The organism is Streptomyces sp. MGP-BFMKR1 (genome assembly GCF_057766585.1).
Genome location: NZ_CM173408.1, coordinates 276,187 through 298,487 on the forward strand (window position 1 = coordinate 276,187; position 22,301 = coordinate 298,487).

Annotated in this window: 15 protein-coding genes and 1 riboswitch; of the genes, 4 read left to right on the top strand and 11 right to left on the bottom strand. The window is 72.1% G+C overall.

The window, feature by feature from the left end; translation table 11 throughout:
* Window positions 1-17: 17 nt before the first annotated feature.
* The 3 genes from AC3CHW_RS00845 to AC3CHW_RS00855 all read right to left on the bottom strand — a co-directional run bounded on the left by AC3CHW_RS00845 (window position 18) and on the right by AC3CHW_RS00855 (window position 3,723).
* The gene (locus AC3CHW_RS00845) at window positions 18-1,478 is read right to left on the bottom strand and encodes a Y4yA family PLP-dependent enzyme (RefSeq protein ID WP_488469190.1); all 1,461 of its coding nucleotides are present in this window, start codon (window positions 1,476-1,478) and stop codon (window positions 18-20) included.
* The gene (locus AC3CHW_RS00850) at window positions 1,475-2,503 is read right to left on the bottom strand and encodes an ornithine cyclodeaminase family protein (RefSeq protein ID WP_488469191.1); all 1,029 of its coding nucleotides are present in this window, start codon (window positions 2,501-2,503) and stop codon (window positions 1,475-1,477) included. The genes AC3CHW_RS00845 and AC3CHW_RS00850 overlap by 4 nt, the downstream gene beginning before the upstream one ends.
* A 227-nt stretch (window positions 2,504-2,730) precedes the next feature.
* A complete protein-coding gene (locus tag AC3CHW_RS00855; protein ID WP_488469192.1) occupies window positions 2,731-3,723 on the bottom strand; it encodes a TauD/TfdA family dioxygenase in 993 nt (330 codons plus the stop codon).
* An 814-nt stretch (window positions 3,724-4,537) separates the two neighbouring features.
* Between AC3CHW_RS00855 and AC3CHW_RS00860 the strand changes: the two genes are divergently transcribed.
* Window positions 4,538-5,305: an AfsR/SARP family transcriptional regulator gene (locus tag AC3CHW_RS00860; RefSeq protein ID WP_488469193.1), complete on the top strand. Its 768-nt coding sequence runs from the start codon at window positions 4,538-4,540 to the stop codon at window positions 5,303-5,305.
* Window positions 5,306-5,494: 189 nt separating this feature from the next.
* Here AC3CHW_RS00860 and AC3CHW_RS00865 read toward each other — a convergent pair whose 3' ends face one another.
* Genes AC3CHW_RS00865 through scoE form a run of 6 tightly spaced genes read right to left on the bottom strand, consistent with a single transcriptional unit; the run spans window position 5,495 to window position 16,425 of the window.
* Window positions 5,495-5,710, bottom strand: a complete 216-nt coding sequence (locus tag AC3CHW_RS00865; protein ID WP_488469194.1) for a ferredoxin — start codon at window positions 5,708-5,710, stop codon at window positions 5,495-5,497.
* Window positions 5,710-6,972, bottom strand: a complete 1,263-nt coding sequence (locus AC3CHW_RS00870; protein WP_398611032.1) for a cytochrome P450 — start codon at window positions 6,970-6,972, stop codon at window positions 5,710-5,712. Before AC3CHW_RS00870 ends, AC3CHW_RS00865 begins: the two co-directional genes overlap by 1 nt.
* Before the next feature lie 10 nt (window positions 6,973-6,982).
* Window positions 6,983-8,536 (bottom strand): long-chain-fatty-acid--CoA ligase, encoded by a 1,554-nt coding sequence (locus AC3CHW_RS00875; RefSeq protein ID WP_398611031.1) that lies wholly within the window; start codon window positions 8,534-8,536, stop codon window positions 6,983-6,985.
* A complete protein-coding gene (locus AC3CHW_RS00880; protein ID WP_488469195.1) occupies window positions 8,536-14,907 on the bottom strand; it encodes a type I polyketide synthase in 6,372 nt (2,123 codons plus the stop codon). Before AC3CHW_RS00880 ends, AC3CHW_RS00875 begins: the two co-directional genes overlap by 1 nt.
* Before the next feature lie 39 nt (window positions 14,908-14,946).
* A complete protein-coding gene (locus tag AC3CHW_RS00885; protein ID WP_398611029.1) occupies window positions 14,947-15,510 on the bottom strand; it encodes an FcoT family thioesterase in 564 nt (187 codons plus the stop codon).
* A 9-nt stretch (window positions 15,511-15,519) separates the two neighbouring features.
* On the bottom strand, window positions 15,520-16,425 hold the full coding sequence (gene scoE / locus AC3CHW_RS00890) for a (3R)-3-[(carboxymethyl)amino]fatty acid oxygenase/decarboxylase (RefSeq protein WP_398611028.1): 906 nt from the start codon (window positions 16,423-16,425) through the stop codon (window positions 15,520-15,522).
* 600 nt (window positions 16,426-17,025) lie between these two features.
* Between scoE and AC3CHW_RS00895 the strand changes: the two genes are divergently transcribed.
* The 3 genes from AC3CHW_RS00895 to AC3CHW_RS00905 all read left to right on the top strand — a co-directional run bounded on the left by AC3CHW_RS00895 (window position 17,026) and on the right by AC3CHW_RS00905 (window position 19,982).
* The gene (locus AC3CHW_RS00895) at window positions 17,026-18,051 is read left to right on the top strand and encodes an SAM-dependent methyltransferase (protein ID WP_488469196.1); all 1,026 of its coding nucleotides are present in this window, start codon (window positions 17,026-17,028) and stop codon (window positions 18,049-18,051) included.
* Window positions 18,052-18,491: 440 nt separating this feature from the next.
* Window positions 18,492-18,660: riboswitch (cyclic di-AMP (ydaO/yuaA leader) on the top strand.
* 3 nt (window positions 18,661-18,663) lie between these two features.
* Window positions 18,664-19,137, top strand: a complete 474-nt coding sequence (locus tag AC3CHW_RS00900) for a C40 family peptidase (RefSeq protein WP_176165617.1) — start codon at window positions 18,664-18,666, stop codon at window positions 19,135-19,137.
* A 245-nt stretch (window positions 19,138-19,382) separates the two neighbouring features.
* Entirely contained in the window at window positions 19,383-19,982 is a 600-nt protein-coding gene (locus AC3CHW_RS00905) for a hypothetical protein (RefSeq protein WP_459246101.1), read from the top strand.
* A gap of 144 nt (window positions 19,983-20,126) precedes the next feature.
* On the opposite strand, the gene AC3CHW_RS00910 is transcribed toward AC3CHW_RS00905, so the two are convergent.
* Window positions 20,127-20,753, bottom strand: coding sequence for an FMN reductase (locus AC3CHW_RS00910; RefSeq protein WP_488469197.1), 627 nt, complete (start codon window positions 20,751-20,753; stop codon window positions 20,127-20,129).
* A gap of 131 nt (window positions 20,754-20,884) precedes the next feature.
* On the bottom strand, window positions 20,885-22,015 hold the full coding sequence (locus tag AC3CHW_RS00915) for an LLM class flavin-dependent oxidoreductase (protein ID WP_488469198.1): 1,131 nt from the start codon (window positions 22,013-22,015) through the stop codon (window positions 20,885-20,887).
* Window positions 22,016-22,301: the final 286 nt, after the last annotated feature.

A 22,301-nucleotide genomic window follows, 5' to 3' on the forward strand; every position in this document is an offset into this window, starting at 1 on the left:
CAGGAGTTCGGGGCGGGTCAACTGGCCGGGCGGCGATCGAGACGCCAGCGCGGTGGGCCGTCGGCCGGCTCGATGACGATCTTCGGGGGCAGTGCCAGGTCGTGGAACGGCGACTCGTTGGAGTCCATCTGGTAGCCGGCGGTGTTGCGGTAGACCAGCAGGTCACCGATGGCGGGCCGGGCGGGGAAGACGATCTTCCGCCAGGTCAGTACGTCGGACTCCAGGCAGCTCGCGCCCGCGACGCAGGCCGGGTAGGGCCGGCCCCGCCCGGCCCGCCCACGGGGCGTGACCAGCGTCGGATCGGGGGCGAACTCGCTGTTGAACCACTGCTCGGACAGGCTGAGGCTGGTGCCGTCCACCGTGAGGATGCCGTACGCGCCGGCGCTCGCGGGCGCCCCGGGTGCGCCGGGCGGCGCGGGCCGCGTGCCATCCGGTCGTCCGGCGTCAACATCCCTTGACCCTCGGTCCTTGACGCCCTGGACCCGGAAGACGGTGCAGCCGGCCCGGTCGAGCAGGGCCCGGCCGGGCTCCATGAGTACGGTGATGCCCGCCTCCCGCAGCAGGCTCGCCACCGTGCTCGGGTGCCCCGGCGGCACGGTGGTCAGCAGGGCGCGCAGCGCGTCCGCCCCGGCGATCGGTGAGTGGTACGGGTAGAAGTCGGCCGCGGCGAAGGTCCGGCCGGCGTGGTAGTGCTCGGGTCGCTGGGTGGCGAGGAAGTCCTGCCAGTCGGCGTGCGGCAGGTAGTCGACGGCGAAGCCGCCGCCGACGCTGACGCGGTCGGCGGGCAGCCCCAGACCCCGGGCGCGTTGGCACAGCCCGACCAGCCGCGCGGCCAGGGCCGCGCGCGGGTGGAACGCGTAGCCCGACAGATGGAAGCTGAACCCCTCCATCCGCGGCCCGTCGCCCGCCCTGGCGCAGCGGACGAGCGCGGTGTCGAGTTCGGTGTCGGTCATGCCGAAGCGGCTGTCCGAGGCGCCCGACGGCAGGACGCGCAACAGAAGACGGGGGGCGGTGCCGCCCCGCGCGAGGGCGAGCAGACGGTCGAGCTCGTCCAGGGCGTCCACGGCGATCAGGCACTGGTGCGCGGTGGCCAGTCGGAGCAGCTCGTCGGCCTTGGCGGGCCCGGTGACGACGAGGTCCGGGCCGCGCACGCCGTGGCCCAGCGCCTGGCGCAGCTCTCCGACGCTGGCCACGTCGACGCCGACGCCGTTGGCCGCGCAGCGTTCGACCCAGACCGCGGCCTTGTTGGCCTTCTTCGCGTAGTAGATCGTGCCGCGCACGTCCAGCGCGTCGAGCACGGCGCGGAACGCGGCGACGTTCGCGTCGAACCGGTGCGGCAGCAGGAAGTGGAAGGGGCCGCCGAAGGCGTACGCCAGCTCGTGCAGCAGGCCGCTGTCGCACAGCGCGTCGGTCTCGGGGTCGGCGTGGACGGGCAGGGCGGGCGCGTACGCGGCGGGCGTCGGGCGTATCGGGGTCACCGCCACAGCGACACCCGCTCGCCGCGGCCCTCGGCTATCGCGAGCTGCGCGAAGCGGTGCCCCAGCGCGATGTCGGTGACGACCAGGCCGCTGTTGTACGCGAAGATCCGCTCGCGCGGCGACCGGCGGCCGGCCGTGATGCCGGCGATGACCGCGGGTAACTCGGTGTCGACGGCGGGCAGATGGCCCGCGGCGTCGGCCATGTCGGTGCCGGTGACACGCATCTGTGCCTCGCTGGTGGCGACGATCCGGTCGGCGCGGTGCAGCGTGGAGGGCGCGAGGCCGTGGCCGACGAGGATGGTCAGGGCACCGGGGCGCAACCAGCCCGCCTCGACGGCGGCCCGGGTGTGGCCGCCCGCGGTGGCCAGGATGACGTCGGCGTCGCCGGCGGCGGCCCGCAGGTCGGTGACCAACTCGACCTCGCGGTCCGGGAAGTGCGCCCGCAGCTCCTGCCGTACGGCGGCGATGCCCGCCGGGTGGCTGCCGGCGAGCAGCAGCCGGTCGAGCTGGGGCAGCACGGTGAGCAGGAACGGCAGCGCGAGCCGCCCCTGGGTGCCGGTGCCGATGACCAGGGCGCTGCGCGCGCCGGGCGCGACGCACTCGCGGGCCAGCAGCGCGGAGACGGCCGGGGTGCGCAGCGAGCCGATGCGGGCGCAGTCCATCATCGCCACCGGCAGGCCGCTCACGTCGTCGTAGAGGGTGAGCGTGGTGTAGTAGTGCTGCTCCGCGCGGCCCTTGTCCAGGCCGTGTTTGTACGACGTCTTGACGGCCACGACGTCGCGCGAGCCGTCGCGCCCGAGCATGGCGTAGGAGACCGAGTGCCCGTCCTCCGGCGTGACGGTGAGCTTGCGCGGGTTGTCCGACGCGCCAGCGTGCAGGGTGCGGTAGGCGCCCTCGACGGTGGCGATGACGTCGGCGAGGGATATCTCCAGGCCCGCGAGGTCCGAGGTGCTGAGCACGCGCAGGGTGGTGTCATCGCCGGTGGAACCGCCCGTGGTGGCGGAGGTCGTGGCGGAGTCGGTCATCGGGTCCCCTGTCTGTTGGTCTACCGTCCGTTCCGCCGGGATGGCGGAAAGCATCCGTACGGGGGTTCGTACCCCGCCGGGCGCAGGGCGGCCCGTCGCGTGCGCCTTGTCGCCGTTTACGCGCCGCGCACGCGGGCGCACACCAAACGAGCCGCCCGACAAGTCGGGCGGCCCGGACATTCGACGCGTACATACGGGAGAGGCAGCCCCACGGGGGCCGCCGGATGTTAGACGGCATGTGCCTCGATGACGGTCTGGCCGTACCCGTCCTCGCGATTCTCGGCCACCGGACGCGTACGACGCCCCGGTACGCGCACCGAGGCCCGCTTGAGCCAGCGGTCGGTGCCGTCGTAGCGGGCCCGGAACGGCACCCGGCCGTGCACGACGAGGTCGTTGTCGAGCACGAGCACCTCGCCGGGGTCCAGGCTCACCGCCATCGACACCCGCTCCAACTCGGCCTCAAGGCGCGCGTAGGCGGCGCGGTAGGCGGCCCCCGCGCGTTCCAGCGGGGTGTAGGCGGGGTCGAAGCGCAGGGTGAGGCCGCACTCGCCGCGCCAGAGCGTGGGTACGGCGGGCTGACTCCCGGAGACGTCGCGCGCCTGGGTGTACGCGTCGTCGGGGAGGATGGGGAGTTCGGCCTCGCACAGGGTCGCGACGTCCGCCTCGGCGAGTCGTACGCGCCGGACGCTGGCCGCGGTGGTAGCGATGTGGTCGTGGTTACGCATGCAGCCGAGCAACAGCAGGTGGGCCCGCCCCGGGTGGAAGGCGTCCTCGGTGTGCGGGCTGAGCAGGACGTTGCTGCTGGCCCCGGTCTGCTTCCGCTCGTGGCCCGGCGCGGGCACGATGTTGTGGACGAAGCGGCCCTCCTGCTGCCCCTCCCAGGCGATGGGGTTGCCCATCGCGCTGGCGAGCAGGAGCAGCACCAGGTCCCAGAGGGCGCCCGAGTCGCCGGCCTTGGCCCAGCTCTCGGGGGTCGCGCCGACCTCGACGTCGTCGACGGGCAGCCCGCGCAGGATGTAGAGCCCGTGGTCGGTGTCGACCGGCCGGCAGTGGTCCCGGGTGGCCTGGCCGAGGTGGACCGCGGCGTCCGCGACGCGGCGCAGCAGTGCGGGCGAGGTGGCGGAGGTCCCGCAGTCGGCGAGGATCCGCTCCGCGGCCTGGGTGAGTTCAGCGACGGCGGAGTCATCGAGCTGGCGAACGGGGGCGGGTCCCGTAGTCATGGGCAAGGTCGTCCGTTCCGGTGAAGGGATGGGAAGCGGCCCAGGCGTGACACGGCCACCCATGGGCGCACCGAGGCACGACGGCTCCCGACGGACGGGTGAACAGACCACCGCCAGCCCGTCGTTGGCGTCGTGGAACGCCGAGAACTTACCACCCAACTAAGGTTAGCCAAACCTTAGTCTCTCCGTGTCGCTACGTCCCGTTCCACTGACCTAAAAGCGGACATCATCGCGTTGACCACCCATCCAACGAGCGGCTATCTAGGGCAAAGTGACGCCGCGTCAGTTGTCGGACCTTGGGCCGGTTGCTCCACCCCTCCACCCGCGTCACGCCCCAGCCCCTGTCGCATCGCGTCACCCAACACCTGGCACCCCACCCAGATCACACGCGCCGACCGGCCGAAAGCACGCCCCTCCGGCGCTCGCCCACGCCAGCCCGTCGCACACCGCCGCGGCGGACAGCGTGTCGTCCCAACAAGCCGAAATCGACGGGAAGTTCACGTTTACCGTAAGCGCGCCGCCCGCGTGGCCACGCCCCCGCGCGCCCCCGCCCGCAACCCATCCCGGAGCATGCGGCGCGGCCCGCGCCCCACCTGGCGCCCCACACCCCCAAGCCCCGGCGCACGCCGGCGCGGCGCGCCCGTCGCGGCATGCGAAACCGCCCCGTGCCCACTCGCCGCGCCGCCCGGAACATATCGATCCGGCAACGATGATCACCACGGGAGGTACCCCCGCGACGTCTCAGCGGTTATGCCACTGGGGCATGTTGCCGGCGCCCCCGATGACCGCGACGGAGGGCATACGGGGAGTCCTGATGCGATACGAACTACTGGGCCTTATCCGAGTCATCGGCCCCGAGGACACGTCGTACATCACCGCGCACAAGGCGGAGGTTCTGCTGGCCACGCTCCTCGCCAGGGCCGGCCAGGTGGTCACCGCCGAGCAACTCATCAACGAGCTCTGGGGAGATCGCGCGCCCCGCCGCTCCCACGCGGCGCTGCACGTCTACGTCTCCCAGGTGCGCAAGTTCCTGCGCGCCGCCGGGGACGACGGCCAGTCCATCGTCACCCGGCCACTGGGCTACCTGCTGCGCCTCGGCTCCGACGAACTCGACAGCGCCGACTTCCAGCGGCTCGTGGACGACGGCCGGGAGCGCGTCCGCCTCGGGCGGCACGAGCAGGCGCTGCGCTGCTTCGAGTCCGCGCTCGCGCTGTGGCGCGGGCCCGCCTTCGACGACGCCCGCGACGGGCCGATCGTCAACGCCTGCGCGACGTGGCTGGAGGAGACCCGGCTGCAGTGTCTGGAGCTGCTCATCGGGGAGTACCTCACGCTGGGCCGCCACCGCGAGATCGTGGGCCAGCTCTACGCGTTGATCAGCGACCATCCGCTACGGGAGACGTTCTACCGCTATCTGATGATGGCGCTGTACCGCTCCGAGCGCCAGGCGGAGGCCCTGATGGTCTACCGCGCCGCCTGCGGGCGGCTGAACGAGGAGCTCGGGCTCGAACCCTGTCGACCGCTGCGCGATCTCCACCAGGCCATCCTCGCCGGCGACGACCAGTTAAGCGGGCGGCCCAGCTGACCGTCGCCGCCCATCGAGCCGTTTCCGACCAGGGGCCGGCCGCACGGGCCGGCCCGTGCGGCCCGACCCGGTACCTCCCGCCGTCGCCGAGCACGTCGCCGAGCGGCGGCTTGGCCCGCCCGGCCAGCCACGCGCTCGGCGTGCGGGCGGCCGGCCCGCGCGGGTGCACGAGCCAGCCGCCCACGGTCGTCATCCCTCCATCGGGTCGTCCGCGTCCTCGACCGAGATCACCCGTGCCGGGCAGTTACGGACGGCGTCCTGCACCGCCTCGTACTGCCCCTCGTCCGGCACCTCGTGCAACACGACGACGACGCCGTCGTCCTCCCGCTGGTCGAACACGGCGGGCGCCAGGTAGGCGCACATGCCCGACGCCACGCACGCGTCCTCGTCGACTCGGACCTTCATCAGCGCTGTCCCCTCTCCCGCGGCAGGATCTCGTCCCAGGTCACCGGGACGGCCGCGGGGCCGATCACCGGCGTGTTCTCCTTGAACGGCACCTCTTCCACGGCGCTGGCCAGCCGCAGGGACGGGATGCGGCGGGTGAGCTTCTCCAGCACCACCGACAACTCCAGGCGGGCGGTCTGCTGCCCGAAGCACTGGTGCGTGCCGTAGCCGAAGCCGAGGTGGCCGCTCATGCGGCGCCCCACGTCGATCGTGTCGGGATCCTCGAACTCCGCGGGGTCCCGGTCGGCGGCCTGGATGGCCACCACCACGTAGTCGCCCGCGCGCACCGGCGTGCCCCCGATCTCGGTGTCCCGCGTGACCTGGCGCGCGATGCCGGCCGCGCCCCCGAAGCAGCGGACGATCTCCTCCACCGCGCTGGGGATGAGCGACGGATCGGCCCGCAACCGGGCGTACTGCTCGCGGTAGGCGAGGAGCGCGAACATGCCGTGGGCCAGGGCGGTCGCGGTGGTGTCGAACCCCGCCACCAGCATCACCGCGCACATCGACACCAACTCCGCCTCGGTGAAGGGTTCGTTGGCCTGTTCGCTGCGGGCGATGATCCGGCTGACCCCGTCGTCCTGCGGGTCCTCGCGGCGCGAGCGCACCAGTTGGTGGAGGTAGGCGTGCAGTGGTCGCATCGCCGCGGCCATCTCCGGCTCCGACGTGACGTCGCTGAAGACCGCGGCTGCCGCGTGGTGGAACAGGTGTCGATCGGCGTACGGCACGCCGACCACGCCGCTGATCGCCGCGGTCGTGACCGGGACCGTGAAGTCGCCGTAGAAGTCGGCCTTCGATCCGCCCGCGGCCAGCGCGTCGATCCGCTCGTCGACGATGGCCTCCACCCGCGGGCGCAGCTCCGCCAGCCGCTTGGGGGTGCCGACCTCGGGGCCGATGTGGCGGCGGAAGCGCTGGTACTCGGCCCCGTCCATGCGGGTGAACTCGCCCGGGCGCACGGGGCGGCCCGGGTCGGCGTGTCCCATCATGTGCGGCACCTGCCCGGTGCGGCTGCTGAACCGCTCCGCGTCACCGAGCACCTCGCGCACGTCCGCGTAGCGGCTGACCAGCCAGGCGCGCATGCCGGTGGGGCACCTGACCTGGACGACGGGCGACTCGACGCGCAGCCGGGCGAAGTCGGGCGAGGGCCCGAAGGGGCACTCGCTGGGCCGGGGTAGTGGCAGGTCCATCAGGTCCTGCGGGTCGACGACGTCGGTACGTTGCTCCATGGGTCTCTCCCTAGGCCCTCGCGCGCAGCGCGCGCCGCAGGACCTTGCCACCGGCGTTGCGGGGCAGCTCGTCGACGAACTCGTAACTGGTGGGCGTCTTGTAGTCGGCCAGCCGCCCCTTGAGGAACAGCAGCAGCTCCCGGGGGCTGGGCCGCTCCCCCTGGCGCGGCACCACGCAGGCGTGCACCGCCTCGCCCCGTACCTGGTGCGGCACGCTGGTCACGGCGACGTCGGCGACCCCGGGGTGTTTGCTCAGGGCGTTCTCGACCTCGGCCGGGTACACGTTCTCGCCGGCGACCAGGATCACGTCCTTGATCCGGTCGCAGACGTGCACGTAGCCGTCCGCGTCGACGTAGCCCGCGTCGCCGGTGTAGAGCCACCCGTCGCGCAGGGTGCGCCGGCTCTCCTCGGGGCGCTGCCAGTAGCCCTCCATCACGGCCGGGGTGTCGATGCGCAGCTCGCCGATCTCGCCGGGCCCGAGGACGGCCCCGTCCGGGCCCACGGCCTGCACCGCGACGCCCGGGTAGGGGCGGCCGGCGGCGCCGAGCCGGGGGCTGCCCGGGTAGTGGTCGGCCGGCGGCAGGCATACGGCCGAGGCGCAGGTTTCGGTGAGCCCGTAGATCTGCGCGAACTCGCAGCCCATGACCTCGATGCAGCGCGCGAGCACCGACTCGGGGATGGGCGAGCCGCCGTAGACGACCTTGCGCAGCCCGGCGAAGTCGGCCGGCTCCACGTCCGGCTCGGCGAGCAGGATCTGCAGCATCGAGGGCACCATCAGCGCGGTGGTGAGCCCGCCGTCGCGGATCAGCTCCATGGTCCGCTTGGCGTCGAAGCCGGGCACGAGGACGTTGGTGCAGCCGGCCCGGTAGCCGTGCAGGAACCACCAGGGCCCGCCGATGTGGTGGCCCGGCAGCAGGCTCAGGCTGCGGTCGTCCTCGCGCCAGTCGAGCCAGTCGAGTTCGTGGCGGGCCAGCAGGTCGCTGATCGCCCAGAAGCTGGCCTGGCTGAGCACGACGCCCTTGGGCGCGCCCGTGGTGCCGCTGGTGTACATCTGGGCCAGCGGGTGTCGCGGGCCGGCCGAGGTGTCCGGCTGGGTGTCGGGGTGCGCGGCCGTCCAGGCCAGGAACCCGTCGCCCGCCTCGCCCTCCTCCAGCGCGACCACGAGGCGCAGCCGGTCCAGGCCGGAGCGGATGCTGTCGATGGCCGGCAGGTGCCGCTCCTCGGTGAACAGCAGCTCGGCCTGGGAGTCCCGCAGCACGTGCTCGATCTCGCCCGCGGTCAGCCGTGGATCGGCGGGTACGAGAACGACGCCGGTCTTCGCGCAGGCCAGCAGCAGGTCGTACAGGTGCTCGCCGTCGTGGCCGAGGTAGCCGATCCGGGTCCCCTGGACGGCGCCGGCCGCGAGCAGCGCGTGTGCGGTGCGGTTGCTGCGCAGGTGCAGCTCCCGGTAGGTGACCGTGCGTCCCTCGCAGGCGATGGCGAGGTGGTCGGGCCTGGTCTCGGCGTGTCGGGCCGAGGCCGCGGCGATGGTCCGTGGGCGCTCGCCGGTGGCGGCTGTGCTCATCACCGTTCTCCTTCCGTGGCCGCGGTGAGCTGGCCGTCGATGAACTCGCCGAGCAGCGAGACCGAGGGGTGGTCGAAGACGCTGGAGGCGGAGAGGGGCAGCCGGAAGCACAGCTCCAGCGCGTTCTTGAGCTCCACGGCCGCCAGCGAGTCGAGGCCGACCTCGAAGAACCGGGCGTCGGGTGGCACGTCGTCGGCGCCGTCGAAGTGCAGCAGGTCGGCGATGACGCCGCGCACCACGAGGGACACCCCCTGGCGCCGCTCCGACCTGGAGAGTTGGAGCAGCGCGTCGAGGTCGACGCTGACCGCGTTCTGCTTGGCGCGGCCGACCTGGTGGTAGAGGGCGTTGGGCAGTGGCCTGGTGGCCACGCACTGGTCCCAGTCGACCTCGGCGATGGTCACCTGGGCCGGCGGCCGGTCGAGCAGCCGGATCAGCGAGCGCATGCCGACAGTGGGCTTGAAGAAGCCGAAGCCCTGGTGTTCGACGTTGGCGATGTGCTGTTCGTCCATGGTGGCGGCGAGGCCGATCTCGCCCCAGGCGCCCCAGTTGACGCTCATGCCCACCTGGCCCGCCGCGCGGCGCCGCCACATCAGCGTGTCCAGGTAGGCGTTGCCCGCCGCGTAGTTGGCCTGCCCGCGCGAGCCGAGCACGGAGGTCAGCGACGAGTAGCCGATGAAGAACCGCAGCTCGGGGTGTGAGGCCGCCTCCTGGTGCAGCAGGTGGGTGCCGTAGACCTTGGCGCCGAAGACCGTGTCGATGCTCTCCCAGGTCTGCGCGGTCACCGGCGCGTCGGCCAGCACACCGGCGGCGTGCACGATGCCGCCGAGCGGCTGGGGCCTCTCGCGCAGGGCCGCGCTGACCCGTCGTACGTCGTCGGCCACGCTCACGTCGGCGGCGTAGGCGATGACCTCGACGTCGGGGCCGAGCCGCCGCTGGAACTGGGCGAGTTCGGCCTCGGCGGGCGTGCGGCGTCCCATCAGGGCGATGTGGCGCGCGCCGAGGCCGACGAGCTTCTCCGCCGCGAGCTGCCCCAGGGAACCGAAGCCCCCGGTGATCAGGTAGGTGTGGTCCGGGCCGACCTCGGCCGGTGGGGCTTCGGGGAGTTGCTCGTCCTCGAAGGCGAGGACGGCCTTGCCGGTGAGGGCGCCACGGCTGACGGCGCCCAGCGCCTCGTCGATCTCGTCGAGGGTGTAGACGGTGGTGGGCAGCGGCGCGAACTCCCCGCTGGTCACGAGTTCGGCCAGGGTGCCCAGCGCCTCCTTGGCCAGGTGGGCGGTGCGCTCGGCCGAGACGTCGGTGTAGTCGGTGTACGTCACGTCGGGCCTGGCCCGCGCGACCTCGTCCGCGCTGAGCAGGCCGACCTTGCCCAGCTCCACGAAGTGGCCGCCGGGCGCCAGGGCCCGCAGGCCCGCCTGGGCGAAGTCCTTGTCCAGGTTGTTGATCAGCAGGTGTACGCCCTCGCCGCCGGTGGCGCTGAGGACCTGGTCGGCGAAGTCGTGGCTGCGCGAGTTCATCACGTGCCGTACGCCCTGCTCGCGCAGGAGTGGCCACTTGTGCGGGCTCGCGGTGGCGTACACCTCGGCCCCGGCGAGTCGCGCGAGCCGCACCGCGGCCTGTCCGACGCCGCCGGCCGCGGCGTGGATGAGGACGCGGTCGCCCTTCCTGACGCCGGCCAGGCGGTGCAGCACGTGGTGGGCGACGAGGAAAGCGGTGGGCAGCGCGGCTGCCTGGGCGTGGGTAAGGCCGGCGGGCTTGCGGGTGGCCTGTGCCGACTCGACGGTCACCTGGCGCCGCAGGCTGCCGAGGTGGGCCACCATGACCTCGTCGCCGACCTCGAAGGTGGCCTCGGGCCCGGCCGCGACGACCTCGCCGGCGCACTCCTGGCCGAGCGGCAGCTCCAGCGGCCCGGTACCCGCCTCCTCGGCGAAGACCCGGTGCAGCCCGAGCACGTTGAACACGTCCTTGAGCGAGAGTCCGGCCGCGCGCACCCGGACCCTGATCTCGCTGCCCCGTGGCTGCGGCTCCTCCTGGAGCGGGGCGGTGACGACGCCGGAGAACTGGCCGTACTCCTTGACGACCAGCTCGACGTCGTCGCTGGCCGGGCCGCCGACGCCGGTGTAGACGCGGCGCACGTGGCGCAGCCCGGAGCGGTAGGCCACCTGGTACTCGGTGGAGTCCTTGGCGGCCCACTCGTCCAGCAGCGCCGCGTAGCCCCCGGCGGAGCGCGGTGGCAGGTCGATGAGGGTGACGCGCTGGGCGGGGTACTCGGTCCACATGACGTGGCCGAAGCCCCAGAGCGTGGCCGACGCCCAGGTCTCCTGCTCCTGCCCCGGCTCCGGCCGGTCCCCCGGCACCCACTGCCCGCCCTCGGTGACCAGCCACAGCCGCTGGTCGCGGCCGAACCCGACCTCTTCCAGGGCGTCCCGCAGGGTGAGCAGGTCGCGGTAGTTGCGCTCGCACTCGGAGCGCAGCGACTCGTCCGGGTCCCGGCGCGGCTGCCAGAACCAGCACACGTCGGTGGGGTGCCCCTCGCGCAGAGGCGTCCCGGCCTCGGCGGCACTGGGCACGACCGTGAGCGTGACGCCCCGCTCCTTGGCGGGCTCGGCCAGCTCGGCGACGCCGTCCGGGCCCGGGCCGATGAGCAGCGCGTGCCGGGGCTCGGGGTCCGCCGCGCGCAGCGAGCGCTTGACCCAGCGCACCTCGGAGTACATGCGGTCGCGGTCCGCCGTGGCGCCCGCGACCTGGCGCAGGGTCAGCCGCTCCATGACGAAGACGGGGCGGTCGCCCTCCAGGACGAGCAGGTCGAGCACGGGCCCGGGTGGCTGCTCGGGCGCCGCGTCGCCGTCCGTCGCCGCGGCCGTCGCCGCTGTCGCTTCGGGGCCCGGTGTCACCAGGCGCAGCACGCTGCGCAGCGTGGTCCCGCGTGGCTTCTTCAGCAGTCGGCAGCTCCTGATCCCGACCGGCATGGCGACCACGTCGCTGTCGCCGCGCAGGGCGGCCAGCGTCTGGAAGGCGCAGTCGAGGATGGCGGGCGGCAGGTACTCGGGGCCGGCCTCGTCCTGTCCGCGCAGTTCGCCGATGGCCAGGTCGGGGCCGTGGGCGGTGGCCTGGGTGAGGCCCTGGAAGAGGGGCCCGTAGTCGACGCCGATCTCGGCGAAGTCGGCGTACAGCTCGTCGGCGGTGAGTCGCGTGTGGGGCTCGCCGTCCTGCCGGGCCAGCTCGCGTAGGTGCTGTTCGGTGCCGGCGAGGGTGGGGGTGGGCTCGGCGCCGAGGATGGCGGTGACGTGGCGGCGCTCGATGGCCTCGGTGTTCGGCTCCTCGCCGGGCAGCAGGCTGACGATCTCGACGTCGGCCGTGCCGTCGGGGCGTGGGGTCCACCGGGTTCGCAGCTCGACGCTGCCCTCGTCCGCGATGAGCAGCGCCTCGTGCAGGCTGACGCCGGTGATGGGCAGGTTGCTCTCGCCGAGCACGGCGTCCTGGAGGGCGATCAGCATCTCGACGTAGCCGGCGCCGGGGAAGACGATCTTTCCCATCACCTTGTGGTCGGCGAGGTAGGCGGGCCGGTCGCCGCTGACGCGCGAGGTGAACTCGCGCACGCCCGCGGCGCGTTGCTCGGCCGTGGAGCTCTCCCTGCCGAGCAGCGGGTGACCGCCCGAGCCACCGCCCGCCTGGGGCAGCGCGGCGGGGGCGGGCAGCCAGTGGCGGCGCCGGTCGAAGGCGTAGGTGGGCAGGGTGATCCGGCGGCGCTCGCGTCCTCGGTGGTGTTCGGCCCAGGCCACGGGCGCGCCGGCGGTGTAGAGCTGGGCGAGCGCCTGGCGGGTGACGGTGGCGTCGGCGTCCTCGGCGTGCAGGCTGTTGAGCCAGGTGTGGCCGGCCGCGTCGTCGAGGCACTGCTTGCCCATGCCGATCAGCTCGGTGGCCGGGCCGCATTCGAGGAAGACGTGCCGGCCGCGTTCGGCGATGGCCCGCATGCCGTCGGCGAACCTGACGCCCTCGCGCAGGTGGCGGGCCCAGTAGTCGGGCGTGGAGATCTCCGCGGGGTTGGCCACCGTGCCCGTCAGGTTGGAGATCAGCGTGAACTCTGGCTCGTGGAAGGTCAGTTGGGACACGACCTCGCGCAGTTCGCGGGCCGCGTCGGCCATCAGGGGCGAGTGCGAGGCGCAGGAGACGGCGAGTCGGCGGTTCTTGATGCCCCGCTCGGTGAGCTGGCGCTCCACGAAGGCCAGCGACTCCGTGTCGCCGGACAGGACGAGTTGGCGGGTTCCGTTGACGGCGGCGATCGACAGCTCGGGCTGTCCTTCGAGGAGGCCGGAGACCTCGGCGACGGATGCCTCGACGGCGGCCATGGCGCCCGGCGGCGAGGCGTCCATCAGGCGGGCCCGGGCGGCCATCAGGGTGACGGCGTCCTCCAGGGTGAACAGGCCGGCGACGGTGGCCGCGACGATCTCGCCGATGCTGTGTCCGGCGAGTACGGCGGGCCGAACCCCCCACGACAGCCACAGCTTGGCCACCGCGTACTCCAGCGCGAACAGGGCCGGCTGCATGTAGCTGACCTGGTGGATCAGCTCCGCGTCCTCGGTCTCGCCGAGGATCATGGCGCGGATGGAGCGGCCCAGGTGCGGGGCGAACAGTCGGTCGCACGCGTCCAGGTGGTCACGGAAGACGGCGAAGCGTTCGTAGAGCGGCCGTCCCATGCCCACGTACTGCGTGCCGCCCCCGGAGAAGAGGAACGCCACCTGCGCCGAGCCGGCGGCGGGGCCGCTCTGGCCGGCCTTGGCCAGGGCGCGGTCGAGCAGCCGGGCGACGTCGTCGTGGTCGCGTACGACGCCGGCCACTCGCAGCGGGAAGTGCGCGCGGGCGACGTTGCTGGTGTAGCACAGGTCGCCGATGTCGGTCTCGGGCTGGTTGCGCAGCATCCGCTGGTAGCGCTGGATCTGGCCGGTCAGCGCGGGCGCGGACTTGGCGGACAGGGTCAGAATGTGGCCGCCGCCGTCGTCCTCGGCGACCTCGGGCTCCACGGGCTCGGGCGCTTCTTCGAGGACGACGGAGGCGATGGTGCCGGTCAGTCCGAAGGAGTTGACCAGGGCCCGCTTGGTCTCGGCCGTCCACGGGTGGGCCTTGGTGGCGACGGAGACGGGCGCGCGCTCCCAGGGGATACGGGTGGAGGGCGTGGTGAAGTTGAGGTGCGGGAAGATGGTGGATTCGCGCATCTGGAGCGCGGTCTTGACGAGTCCCCCGATGCCCGCCGCCGATTCCATGTGCCCGATGTTGGTCTTCAGCGAACCGATGGTGACCGGGTTGCTGGGGCTGTGCGACTCGCTGAAGACCGAGGTGATCGCGCCGATCTCGATCGGGTCGCCGAGCGGGGTGCCGGTGCCGTGGGCCTCGATGTACGAGATGTCGTGCGGGCGTACCCCGGCCGCCTTCAGGGCCCTGCGCATCAACCCCTCCTGCGCGGTGCCGTTGGGCACCATCAGGGAGCTGCTCTCGCCGTCGGAGCCGACGGCGGAGCCGCGGACCAGGGCGTAGATCCGGTCGCCGGCGCGCTGCGCGTCGGAGAGCCGCTTGAGGACGAGCGCGCCGCCGCCCTCGCTGCGGCAGTAGCCGTTGGCCGACTCGTCGAAGGTCTTGCAGCGGCCGTCGGGGGCGAGCATGTTCGACTGGCTGGCCAGGATGTAGGGGCGCGGGTTCACGATGGCGTTGACGCCGACGCACAGCGCCACGTCGGCCTCGTCCTCACGCAGGCCCTGGGCCGCGAGGTGCACCGCGACCAGCGAGGCCGAGCAGGCGGTGTCGATGGTCATGCAGGGCCCGCGCCAGCCGAGGAAGTACGACAGCCGGCCGGAGACGGCGCTGAGCGCCGCGCCGGTGGGCATGTAGCTGTTCAGCTCCTCGTGCGCGTACGCGCCCATCTCGCCCGCGTAGTCCGTGTTGCTGACGGCGACGTACACCCCGCCCCGGCCGTGGCGCAGCGGGCTGGGGTCGATGCCGGCGTCCTCCAGCGCCTCCCAGGCGGTCTCCAGAGTGAGCCGCTGCTGGGGGTCGATGTAGTCGGCTTCCTTGGGCGAGACGTTGTAGAACTTCGCGTCGAACTGGTCGATGCGGTCCAGGAATCCGCCGCGCTCGCAGCGGATGACGCCCTTGGCCTCCGGGTCGTCGGAGGTGAGGCCCTCCGGGTCCCACCGGTCGGTGGGCAGTTCACGCAGTCCGGACTGGCCGGTGCGCAGGAATTCGGCGAATTCGTCCGGCGCGTTGCTGCCGCCGGGGATGCGGAGTCCGATGCCGACGATGGCGATGGGTTCGGGTGCGGTGCCGGGCGCGGGGCCGGAATTCGTGGTGCGGTCCCGCGTTTCGGTGTCGTGAGGTGACATGGCTCCTGCTCTGAGGTTCACACAGTCCGTGCCGGGCATTCACGCGGCCCGAGTTCGCGTCATCCGCACGGCGAGCCGCACGCCGCCGTGGCAGGCGGGCATTTCTTCTTCGCCGTAGCGGCACAGCGTGCTGACGAGGGCGATCGACCCGTCGTCGCCGTCGCGTTCGTCCATTCCGACGACATCGATCTCGCCCCAGAAAGCGCGCCCGCGCATGGCGCGTCGAAAGGTGCTGCGGAAGTCGACGATGAGGATGTCGGGAAGTTGCCTGGCCCAGAACTCGTCGAGCGTCCAGGTGCTGAACGGCCACATGGCGCGTTCTTTCACGGACTTCGCCAGCAGGTAGTAGACGAGCTGGTTGAAGCACAGGTTGAACTCGACCGAGTTGAAATGGCCGGTGTCGTCGATGTAGCACGACTCGGGAATGCCGAACTCCCCGCGCGCGCTGACCCGCCCACCGTCGCGGGGCTCGCCCTGGCGCGTGACGGTGGCGCTCTTGAGGTATCGGCAGTGGGGTTTGTACGGGGTGAGGACCCGCTCCAGGAGGTGCCCGTCGCTGCCGTACTCGACGGACCGTGGCGCGGCGGGGGTGATGAGATCCACTGCGTCCCCTCAGCGGCCGTCGGCCGTCTGCTGGGCGCCGATGCCGGCGTAGAACTCGTACGCGTCGTGCACGGTGACCCGGTGCGAGACGGTGGGCTCGGGCTTGACCGTGTGACGGGCGCAGTGCACGAGGCTGCGGTTGTCCCAGACGAGGAGGTCGCCCTTGTCGAAGGTCTGTAGGTGGATGTTCTCGTGCTGGAACGTCGGGTCGGACTGGCCGACGGCGGCGAGCAGTTCCCGCAGCAGGCCGTCGGGCAGCGGCGTGCCGTCGGCCTGCTGGAGTTCGTAGGTGAACGCCTCGCTGATGTACAGCAGCGGCTCGCCGGTCACCGGGTGCGGGAAGACCGTGGGGTGGGTGACCGCCGGGGTCTGCTCCTCGATCTCGGCGAGGACCTCGGTGATCGGTCGGTACACGTCGTCGGGGCGGATCTTGAAGTACCGCCGGACGCTGTTGCGACTGCGCGTTCCCGCGATGGCGTTCTTCATCTCCCGGGGCAGCTTCTGGTACGCCTTGCCCATGTCGATGAAGTAGGTGCCGCGGTTTTCCCGGGGCACCACCTGGGGGTAGATGAGCGTCAGCCCGAACGGCCGGGCCATGAACGAGTAGTCGTGGTGCCAGAACTTGCCCGTCTGCGGCACGCCGATCTGCTGGCCCGATTCCCGCACATTCGAGGAAACGAAGATTTCCTTGTGTTCCGGGTGGTGGTACATGGGCTGGTAGTAGGTTTCGACTTCGCCCAGCCGGCGCCCGAAGGTGACGAATTCGGCGGGCGAGAGGTTCTGCTCCTTCAGGACCACGATCTTGTGTCGGTAGACCTTTTCCTTGAGCGCGAGGAGATCCTCGTCCGGAGCGTTCAGCACGTCGAGTTCCAGAGCCACGCCCATGGCGGCGTCCGTGTGTGGTGCGGTGGTCATATTCTCCCCCAGCGGCGAGCCGGTTGGTTTAACAATGCACTGGCTCCACCACCGTTCAGCAGCGGGCTTAGGGCAACCTTGTAGCTCGCTGAAACGGAGGGGTGATCTCACCAACACGCGTTCGGGGGCCACGTGAGCGGATGACGCGTTTCGCCTTGGGCCGTCTGGGCCGTGACCCAGTCGGCCCACTCGGATGCGACCGGACTATATGTCACCCATACGAGTGGACCAGGGGTTCAGCCGCACGACGCCGCTCCCACGCCTTGTGCAGGCCAATCACCTCGGAGTTCGGTGCGCCGGGGCGCGCCGGAGCGAAAGGGCGGGCGCGCGGTGGGCCGTGCGATCGTCGAATTCCCTGATACACCTGTCCCCTGCGCCGGATCGGCGCGCGACGTGTGGACGCGTAGGGCGTTGGGCAGTCAGTTCCCCAGCGCACGCCCGCCGCCGTCCTCTTCACCTGCGACAGCCGCCCGATCCGCGTGCCACCCGCCACTGCGCCACCGGACACCGGGGCGCGGGTGTCCCCCGGCCCGTTCCGCGCCGGCCCAGTGCCGCTCGCGCGTACGCCGCCCACCACCCAGCACAGATGAGGAACCCCCTGTGAAATTCCGAACGTTCACCAAGCTGGTGCGCAGCAATCACCTCTCACTGGCCCTGCGGATGCCACGGGAGCTGGCTGGTCCCGCGTACCGCGCCTCGTTCCTGGCCGCGGCTGCCAGCAGTGGCGTGCTGCGCCATCTCGCGCGGCAGCCGCTCGACGCGCCCGCGCTCGCCGACGAGCTCGGCATGCACGGCGAGGAGCAACTGCTCGGCGCCTGGCTCGACATGGGGGTGCGGATCGGGGAACTCGGCTCGCGTGGCGGGCGCTACCGGCTGCGCGGGCGCCTGGCCAAGTCGCTGGCGCGCCCGGAGGCGGACGCCTACGTGGCGCTGCTCGAACAGCTCATGCGCTTCCACGCCCCGCTGCTCCTGGACGCCCCCGGCATGCTGCGCGAGGGGCGCCGAGTGTCGATCGCCGACCAGGACGGCGCGCTCATCGCCCGCTCGTCCCGCGTGCTCGAACCCGCCGTGCAGGGCGTGGTGGAGCAGCAGGTCGACCGGACCGCGCCGGTCCGGCTCCTGGAGGTGGGCTGCGGCAGCGGCACCTACGTACGGCACGCCGCCTCGCTCAACCCGCGGCTGACGGCCGTGGCGATCGACCTGCAGGACGAGGTGGTGGCGCAGGCGCAGGCGAACCTGGACAAGTGGAACCTGTCCGACCGGGTGGAGGTCGTCCGCAGCGACCTGCGGACGTACTCCACGGAGCAGAAGTTCGACCTGGTCACGCTGCACAACAACATCTACTACTTCCCCCACGGCGAGCGGACCAAGGTGCTGGAGCGGGCGCGCTCGTTCCTGGCGCCCGGGGGCAGGCTGCTGCTGACGACGAGTTGCCAGGGCGGCAGCCCGGGCATCGAGATGCTGAACCTGTGGTGCGTGTACGCCGACTTCGCCGGCCCGCTGCCGCGCCCGGCCGAGTTGTCGGAGCAGATGCGGGACGCCGGCTTCACGCAGGTGCGCTCCCGCCGCCTGGTGCCCGGCGAGGAGTTCCGGGCCTTCACCGGCACCAGCCCCTTCGACGACTAGTCCCACGCGAAGGGCCGGGAGCGGCCGGCGGTGGCGGAGGCGCGCGGTCGCCGCCACCGCCGGCCGCTCCCGCCGCGCCTTCGACGTCGCTCGGCGCCGGGGCGCCGACGGCCGGCCACGCGCGCGGCTTGACGTCCCATCACGGCGCGCCGCCGCGCACGCCGCGTATCCCGGGGTGGTGGGCGGCTGCCTGGCCCACAGGCCGGTCGCGCCATGGAATGCTCGCGTCCGGTTACGTGTTTCCGCAGTTCAGCGCGGGTTTGCGCGACTCGTATGGGGGATGAGACCGACCGCGGTTCTCGGTCACCAACGAAGGTGAAGAACTTCACATACGACCCTTTCGGCTGCGATTTCGGGCCGTGGATGGCGCAGTATCCCTATCCGACACCACCAAGCCCCCGTCACCACGGCGGGGCGGTCCGGGCGGACGCCGAGTCCTGCCGCCGCACGGGCCCAGTGAGAGGAACACGAATCGGCAGGAGCGGGAGACCCAGGCATGACGGGCCACGAAGTCGGTGGCCCTTGGGGTGAAGCCACGCGAGTGGCCGGGCAACTTCGCCAGTCCGAACCCGACAGGTCATCTTTCGCAGGCGGATGACGAAGGGCTTTCGTATGTCCGCGCAGCCACGTATACCCTCGCTCGCCACGCGCATCGGTACCGCATCGGCCCTCACCGCCACGGTGCTGGCCGGCTCCTCGTTCGTCCCCGCTCTGACGACCGACGCCCAGGCGGCGACGGCCTCCGGCAAGGCGCTCAAGATCGCCGCCGGCAAGAAGGGCGCACCCTACAAGTACGGGGCGGTCGGCCCGAACCGGTTCGACTGCTCGGGGCTGACGCTCTACTCGTATCGGAAGGCGGGCAAGAAGCTGCCACGTACGGCGGCGGCCCAGTACAACAAGACCCGCCACCTGTCCAAGAGCTCGCGCAAGGCGGGCGACCTGGTCTTCTTCCACTCCGGGCGGAACGTCTACCACGTGGGCATCTACGCCGGGAAGAACAAGATCTGGCACGCGCCCAAGCCCGGCAAGTCGGTGCGGCTGGAGAAGATCTGGACCAACAAGGTCTGGTACGGCCGCGTCCGCTGACCGTGACGGGTGGGCCGGGGCGCCGGGCGGGCGATGCCGCGCCGCGCCCCGGCCCGGCCCACGATCCCGGGACGAGAGGGGCGTGGGGGCAAGGGCCGCCCTACGGGCCGGTTCCGGGTCGCTGTCACCAAGCCGAGTGATGTTGCCATCGAGTACGTCACCCGCAGGGAGCAATCCCCGTTGTCCTCACGTGCCGACCGAATCACGGTCAGCCTGATCCACGAGGACGAGTCATGATGCGAGGAATGACGGGGGTCGCCGTCGTCGCGGCGGCGCTGGCGTGCACGGTGACGCCGGCCCAGGCCGGTGAGGCGGCCAAGCCCATCAAGAACGGCAAGGCCGAGTTCTGCCTGAGCAAGCCCGCCGCCAAGCAGCTTGCCAAGGCGAAGGTCACGCTGGCCGCCACGGGGGCCGCTCGGATCACCGGCAAGCAGCGCCAGTGCGTGTCCCTCCCGCTGGTCGAGGGCACCAGGGACTACGCGAAGTTGCAGGGCGGCGTCACGTTCCGCGACAAGGACGACCGCCTCGACCTCACCAAGATCTACAACTACGTGAACAAGTCCTCTCGGACCCAGGCGCACGCCTCGGTCAACCGGGCCAAGGCGCAGCCGGTGCGGTTCCTGACCTACACCATCAAGCGGGAGAACGCGAAGGTCACGCAGAAGCAGGTCAAGGCGGTCAACGTGCGGACCGTGCTGACTCCTGAGGGCGAGAAGCTGTTCAAGAAGACGTTCGGCAAGTCGCCGGTGCGCAAGGGCGGCCACCTCTTCACGCTCAACGCGGTCGCCGACATGCCGAAGCTCGCCCCGGACACGCTCGGTGATCTGCTCGACCTGCTGCGCTGAACCGAGGGCTGATTCCGGGGCGCGGAGCGCCCCGGCCCACGGCAGGTGAAGCACGGCCGGCGGATCGCTCCACGGATGCCGCTGACACGCCGCATGGCGTGTCAGCGGCATCCGTGCGTACGGCACCCCGGCGCGTGCGCGCCGTCAGGCGCCGCGCACCGCGGCGAGTTGCTGGGCGAAGGGGACCACCTCATCGTCGTCCTGGCGCGGCGCGGGCGGGGCGCCGGCCAGGAGGCCGGCGAGTTGGCGTGCCGCGCGGTCGATCCGCTCGCTCAGCCCGTCGGTGCGGTCGTCCCCGGCCGCGCCCCAGTCCTCGGCGGCGGCGTAGACGCCGGTGGGGACGGTGACGGCGCGCAGGTAGCCGAAGAGCGGGCGCAGCGCGTGGTCGAGGACCAGGGAGTGGCGGGCCGTGCCGCCGGTCGCCGCGATCAGCACGGGCTTGTCGACCAGCGCCTCGTTGTCCAGCACGTCGAAGAACGACTTGAACAGGCCGCTGTAGGAGGCGGTGAACACGGGCGTGACCGCGATCAGCGCGTCGGCGCGGGTCACCGCGTCGAGGGCGGCGCGCAGCGCGGTGCCCGGGAAGCCGGTGACCATGTGCTGGGCGATGGCGGTGGCCAGCTCGCGCAGCTCGACCACCTGGACCTCGACCGGGCGGCCGGCGTCCGCGAGTTGTCGCTGGGCCGCCGTGGTCAGTCGGTCGGCCAGCAGCCGGGTGGAGGACGGCTGGCTCAGCCCGGCGGTGACGGCCACCAGGTGCAGGGGCTTCATGCGGGGTCTCCTCGGGTGGAGTTGCGGGGTGGTGGGGAGGCGGCGGGCGGGGGCCCGGCGCGCGCCGGGGGGCGGCGCCGCGCGGGCGGGCCGTGGGAGAGCCCGCCCGTGGGCGCCGCGTCCGGTGGCGGTCAGGCCGGGGTGTCCGTGCCGGTGTGCTCGCCGGCCTGGGCCGCGCCGTCGGCGTCGGCCGTGGCCCGGGCCACCAGCGCCGCGTGCGTCGGGCCGGCCGGCACCCCGGCGGGGCGGCCGGCGGCGAACTCGCGGCGCAGCACCGGGACCACTTCCTCGCCGAGCAGGTCGAGCTGTTCCAGGACGGTCTTGAGCGGCAGGCCGGCGTGGTCCATCAGGAACAACTGGCGCTGGTAGTCGCCGAAGGACTCGCGGAAGGTCAGCGTCCTGTCGATGACCTCCTGCGGGCTGCCCACCGTCAGCGGCGTCTGCTCGGTGAACTCCTCGAGCGAGGGGCCGTGCCCGTACACCGGCGCGTTGTCGAAGTAGGGCCGGAACTCGCGCACGGCGTCCTGCGAGTTCTTCCGCATGAACACCTGCCCGCCGAGTCCGACGACGGCCTGCTCCGGGGTGCCGTGACCGTAGTGGGCGAAGCGCCGCCGATAGAGGTCGATCAGCCGGATGAAGTGCTCCTTGGGCCAGAAGATGTTGTTGGCGAAGAAGCCGTCTCCGTAGTACGCGGCCTGCTCGGCGATCTCCGGGCTGCGGATCGAGCCGTGCCAGACGAACGGCGCGACGCCGTCCAGCGGGCGCGGGGTGGAGGTGAAGCCCTGCAACGGGGTGCGGAACTTGCCCTCCCAGTCCACCACGTCCTCGCGCCAGAGCTGGTGCAGCAGCGCGTAGTTCTCGATGGCCAGCGGGATGCCCTGCCGGATGTCCTGGCCGAACCACGGGTAGACCGGTCCGGTGTTGCCGCGGCCGAGCATGAGGTCCACCCGGCCGTCCGCCAGGTGCTGGAGCATCGCGAAGTCCTCGGCGATCTTCACCGGGTCGTTCGTGGTGATCAGCGTGGTGGAGGTGGACAGGATCAGCCGCTCGGTCCGGGCGGCGATGTAGCCGAGCATGGTGGTGGGTGAGGACGGGACGAAGGGCGGGTTGTGGTGCTCGCCGGTCGCGAAGACGTCGAGGCCGACCTCTTCGGCCTTGCGCGCGATGGCGACCATCGCCTTGATCCGCTCGTGCTCGCTCGGCGTGGTTCCGTTCGTCGGGTCCGGGGTGACGTCGCCGACCGTGAAGATCCCGAACTGCATGTCGCTCCACCTCTTCCGTTGCTCGGGGCCATCCCCCGAAGCCATTGGTTCAATATTCAACCATCCCCGTCAACCGGGTGCCCCACCGACCTATTCCCCCACCCGCCGGCCGGGCCCGCCACGGCGGACGGCCGCCCGTTCCGCCCCGGCGCGGCGCTCCGGTGAGAGGGCTGCCGGGGGCCTCGCCGCCGCGTTCGTACGCCGCCCGCGTCCGCCTCACCCGGCGCCGCGTACGGTGTGGGAGGACGGCCGATGGCGCGCCGCAGCCGGGCGGCCGCCGCGGCCG

Coding starts and splice junctions, on each gene's coding strand:
- AC3CHW_RS00860 (WP_488469193.1), top strand. CDS start 4,538: ATGCGATACGAACTACTGGGCCTTATCCGAGTCATCGGCCCCGAGGAC.
- AC3CHW_RS00870 (WP_398611032.1), bottom strand. CDS start 6,972: ATGGAGCAACGTACCGACGTCGTCGACCCGCAGGACCTGATGGACCTG.
- AC3CHW_RS00905 (WP_459246101.1), top strand. CDS start 19,383: ATGACGGGGGTCGCCGTCGTCGCGGCGGCGCTGGCGTGCACGGTGACG.
- AC3CHW_RS00850 (WP_488469191.1), bottom strand. CDS start 2,503: ATGACCGACTCCGCCACGACCTCCGCCACCACGGGCGGTTCCACCGGC.
- AC3CHW_RS00910 (WP_488469197.1), bottom strand. CDS start 20,753: ATGAAGCCCCTGCACCTGGTGGCCGTCACCGCCGGGCTGAGCCAGCCG.
- AC3CHW_RS00855 (WP_488469192.1), bottom strand. CDS start 3,723: ATGACTACGGGACCCGCCCCCGTTCGCCAGCTCGATGACTCCGCCGTC.
- AC3CHW_RS00915 (WP_488469198.1), bottom strand. CDS start 22,015: ATGCAGTTCGGGATCTTCACGGTCGGCGACGTCACCCCGGACCCGACG.
- AC3CHW_RS00880 (WP_488469195.1), bottom strand. CDS start 14,907: ATGTCACCTCACGACACCGAAACGCGGGACCGCACCACGAATTCCGGC.
- scoE (WP_398611028.1), bottom strand. CDS start 16,425: ATGACCACCGCACCACACACGGACGCCGCCATGGGCGTGGCTCTGGAA.
- AC3CHW_RS00865 (WP_488469194.1), bottom strand. CDS start 5,710: ATGAAGGTCCGAGTCGACGAGGACGCGTGCGTGGCGTCGGGCATGTGC.
- AC3CHW_RS00900 (WP_176165617.1), top strand. CDS start 18,664: ATGTCCGCGCAGCCACGTATACCCTCGCTCGCCACGCGCATCGGTACC.
- AC3CHW_RS00875 (WP_398611031.1), bottom strand. CDS start 8,536: ATGAGCACAGCCGCCACCGGCGAGCGCCCACGGACCATCGCCGCGGCC.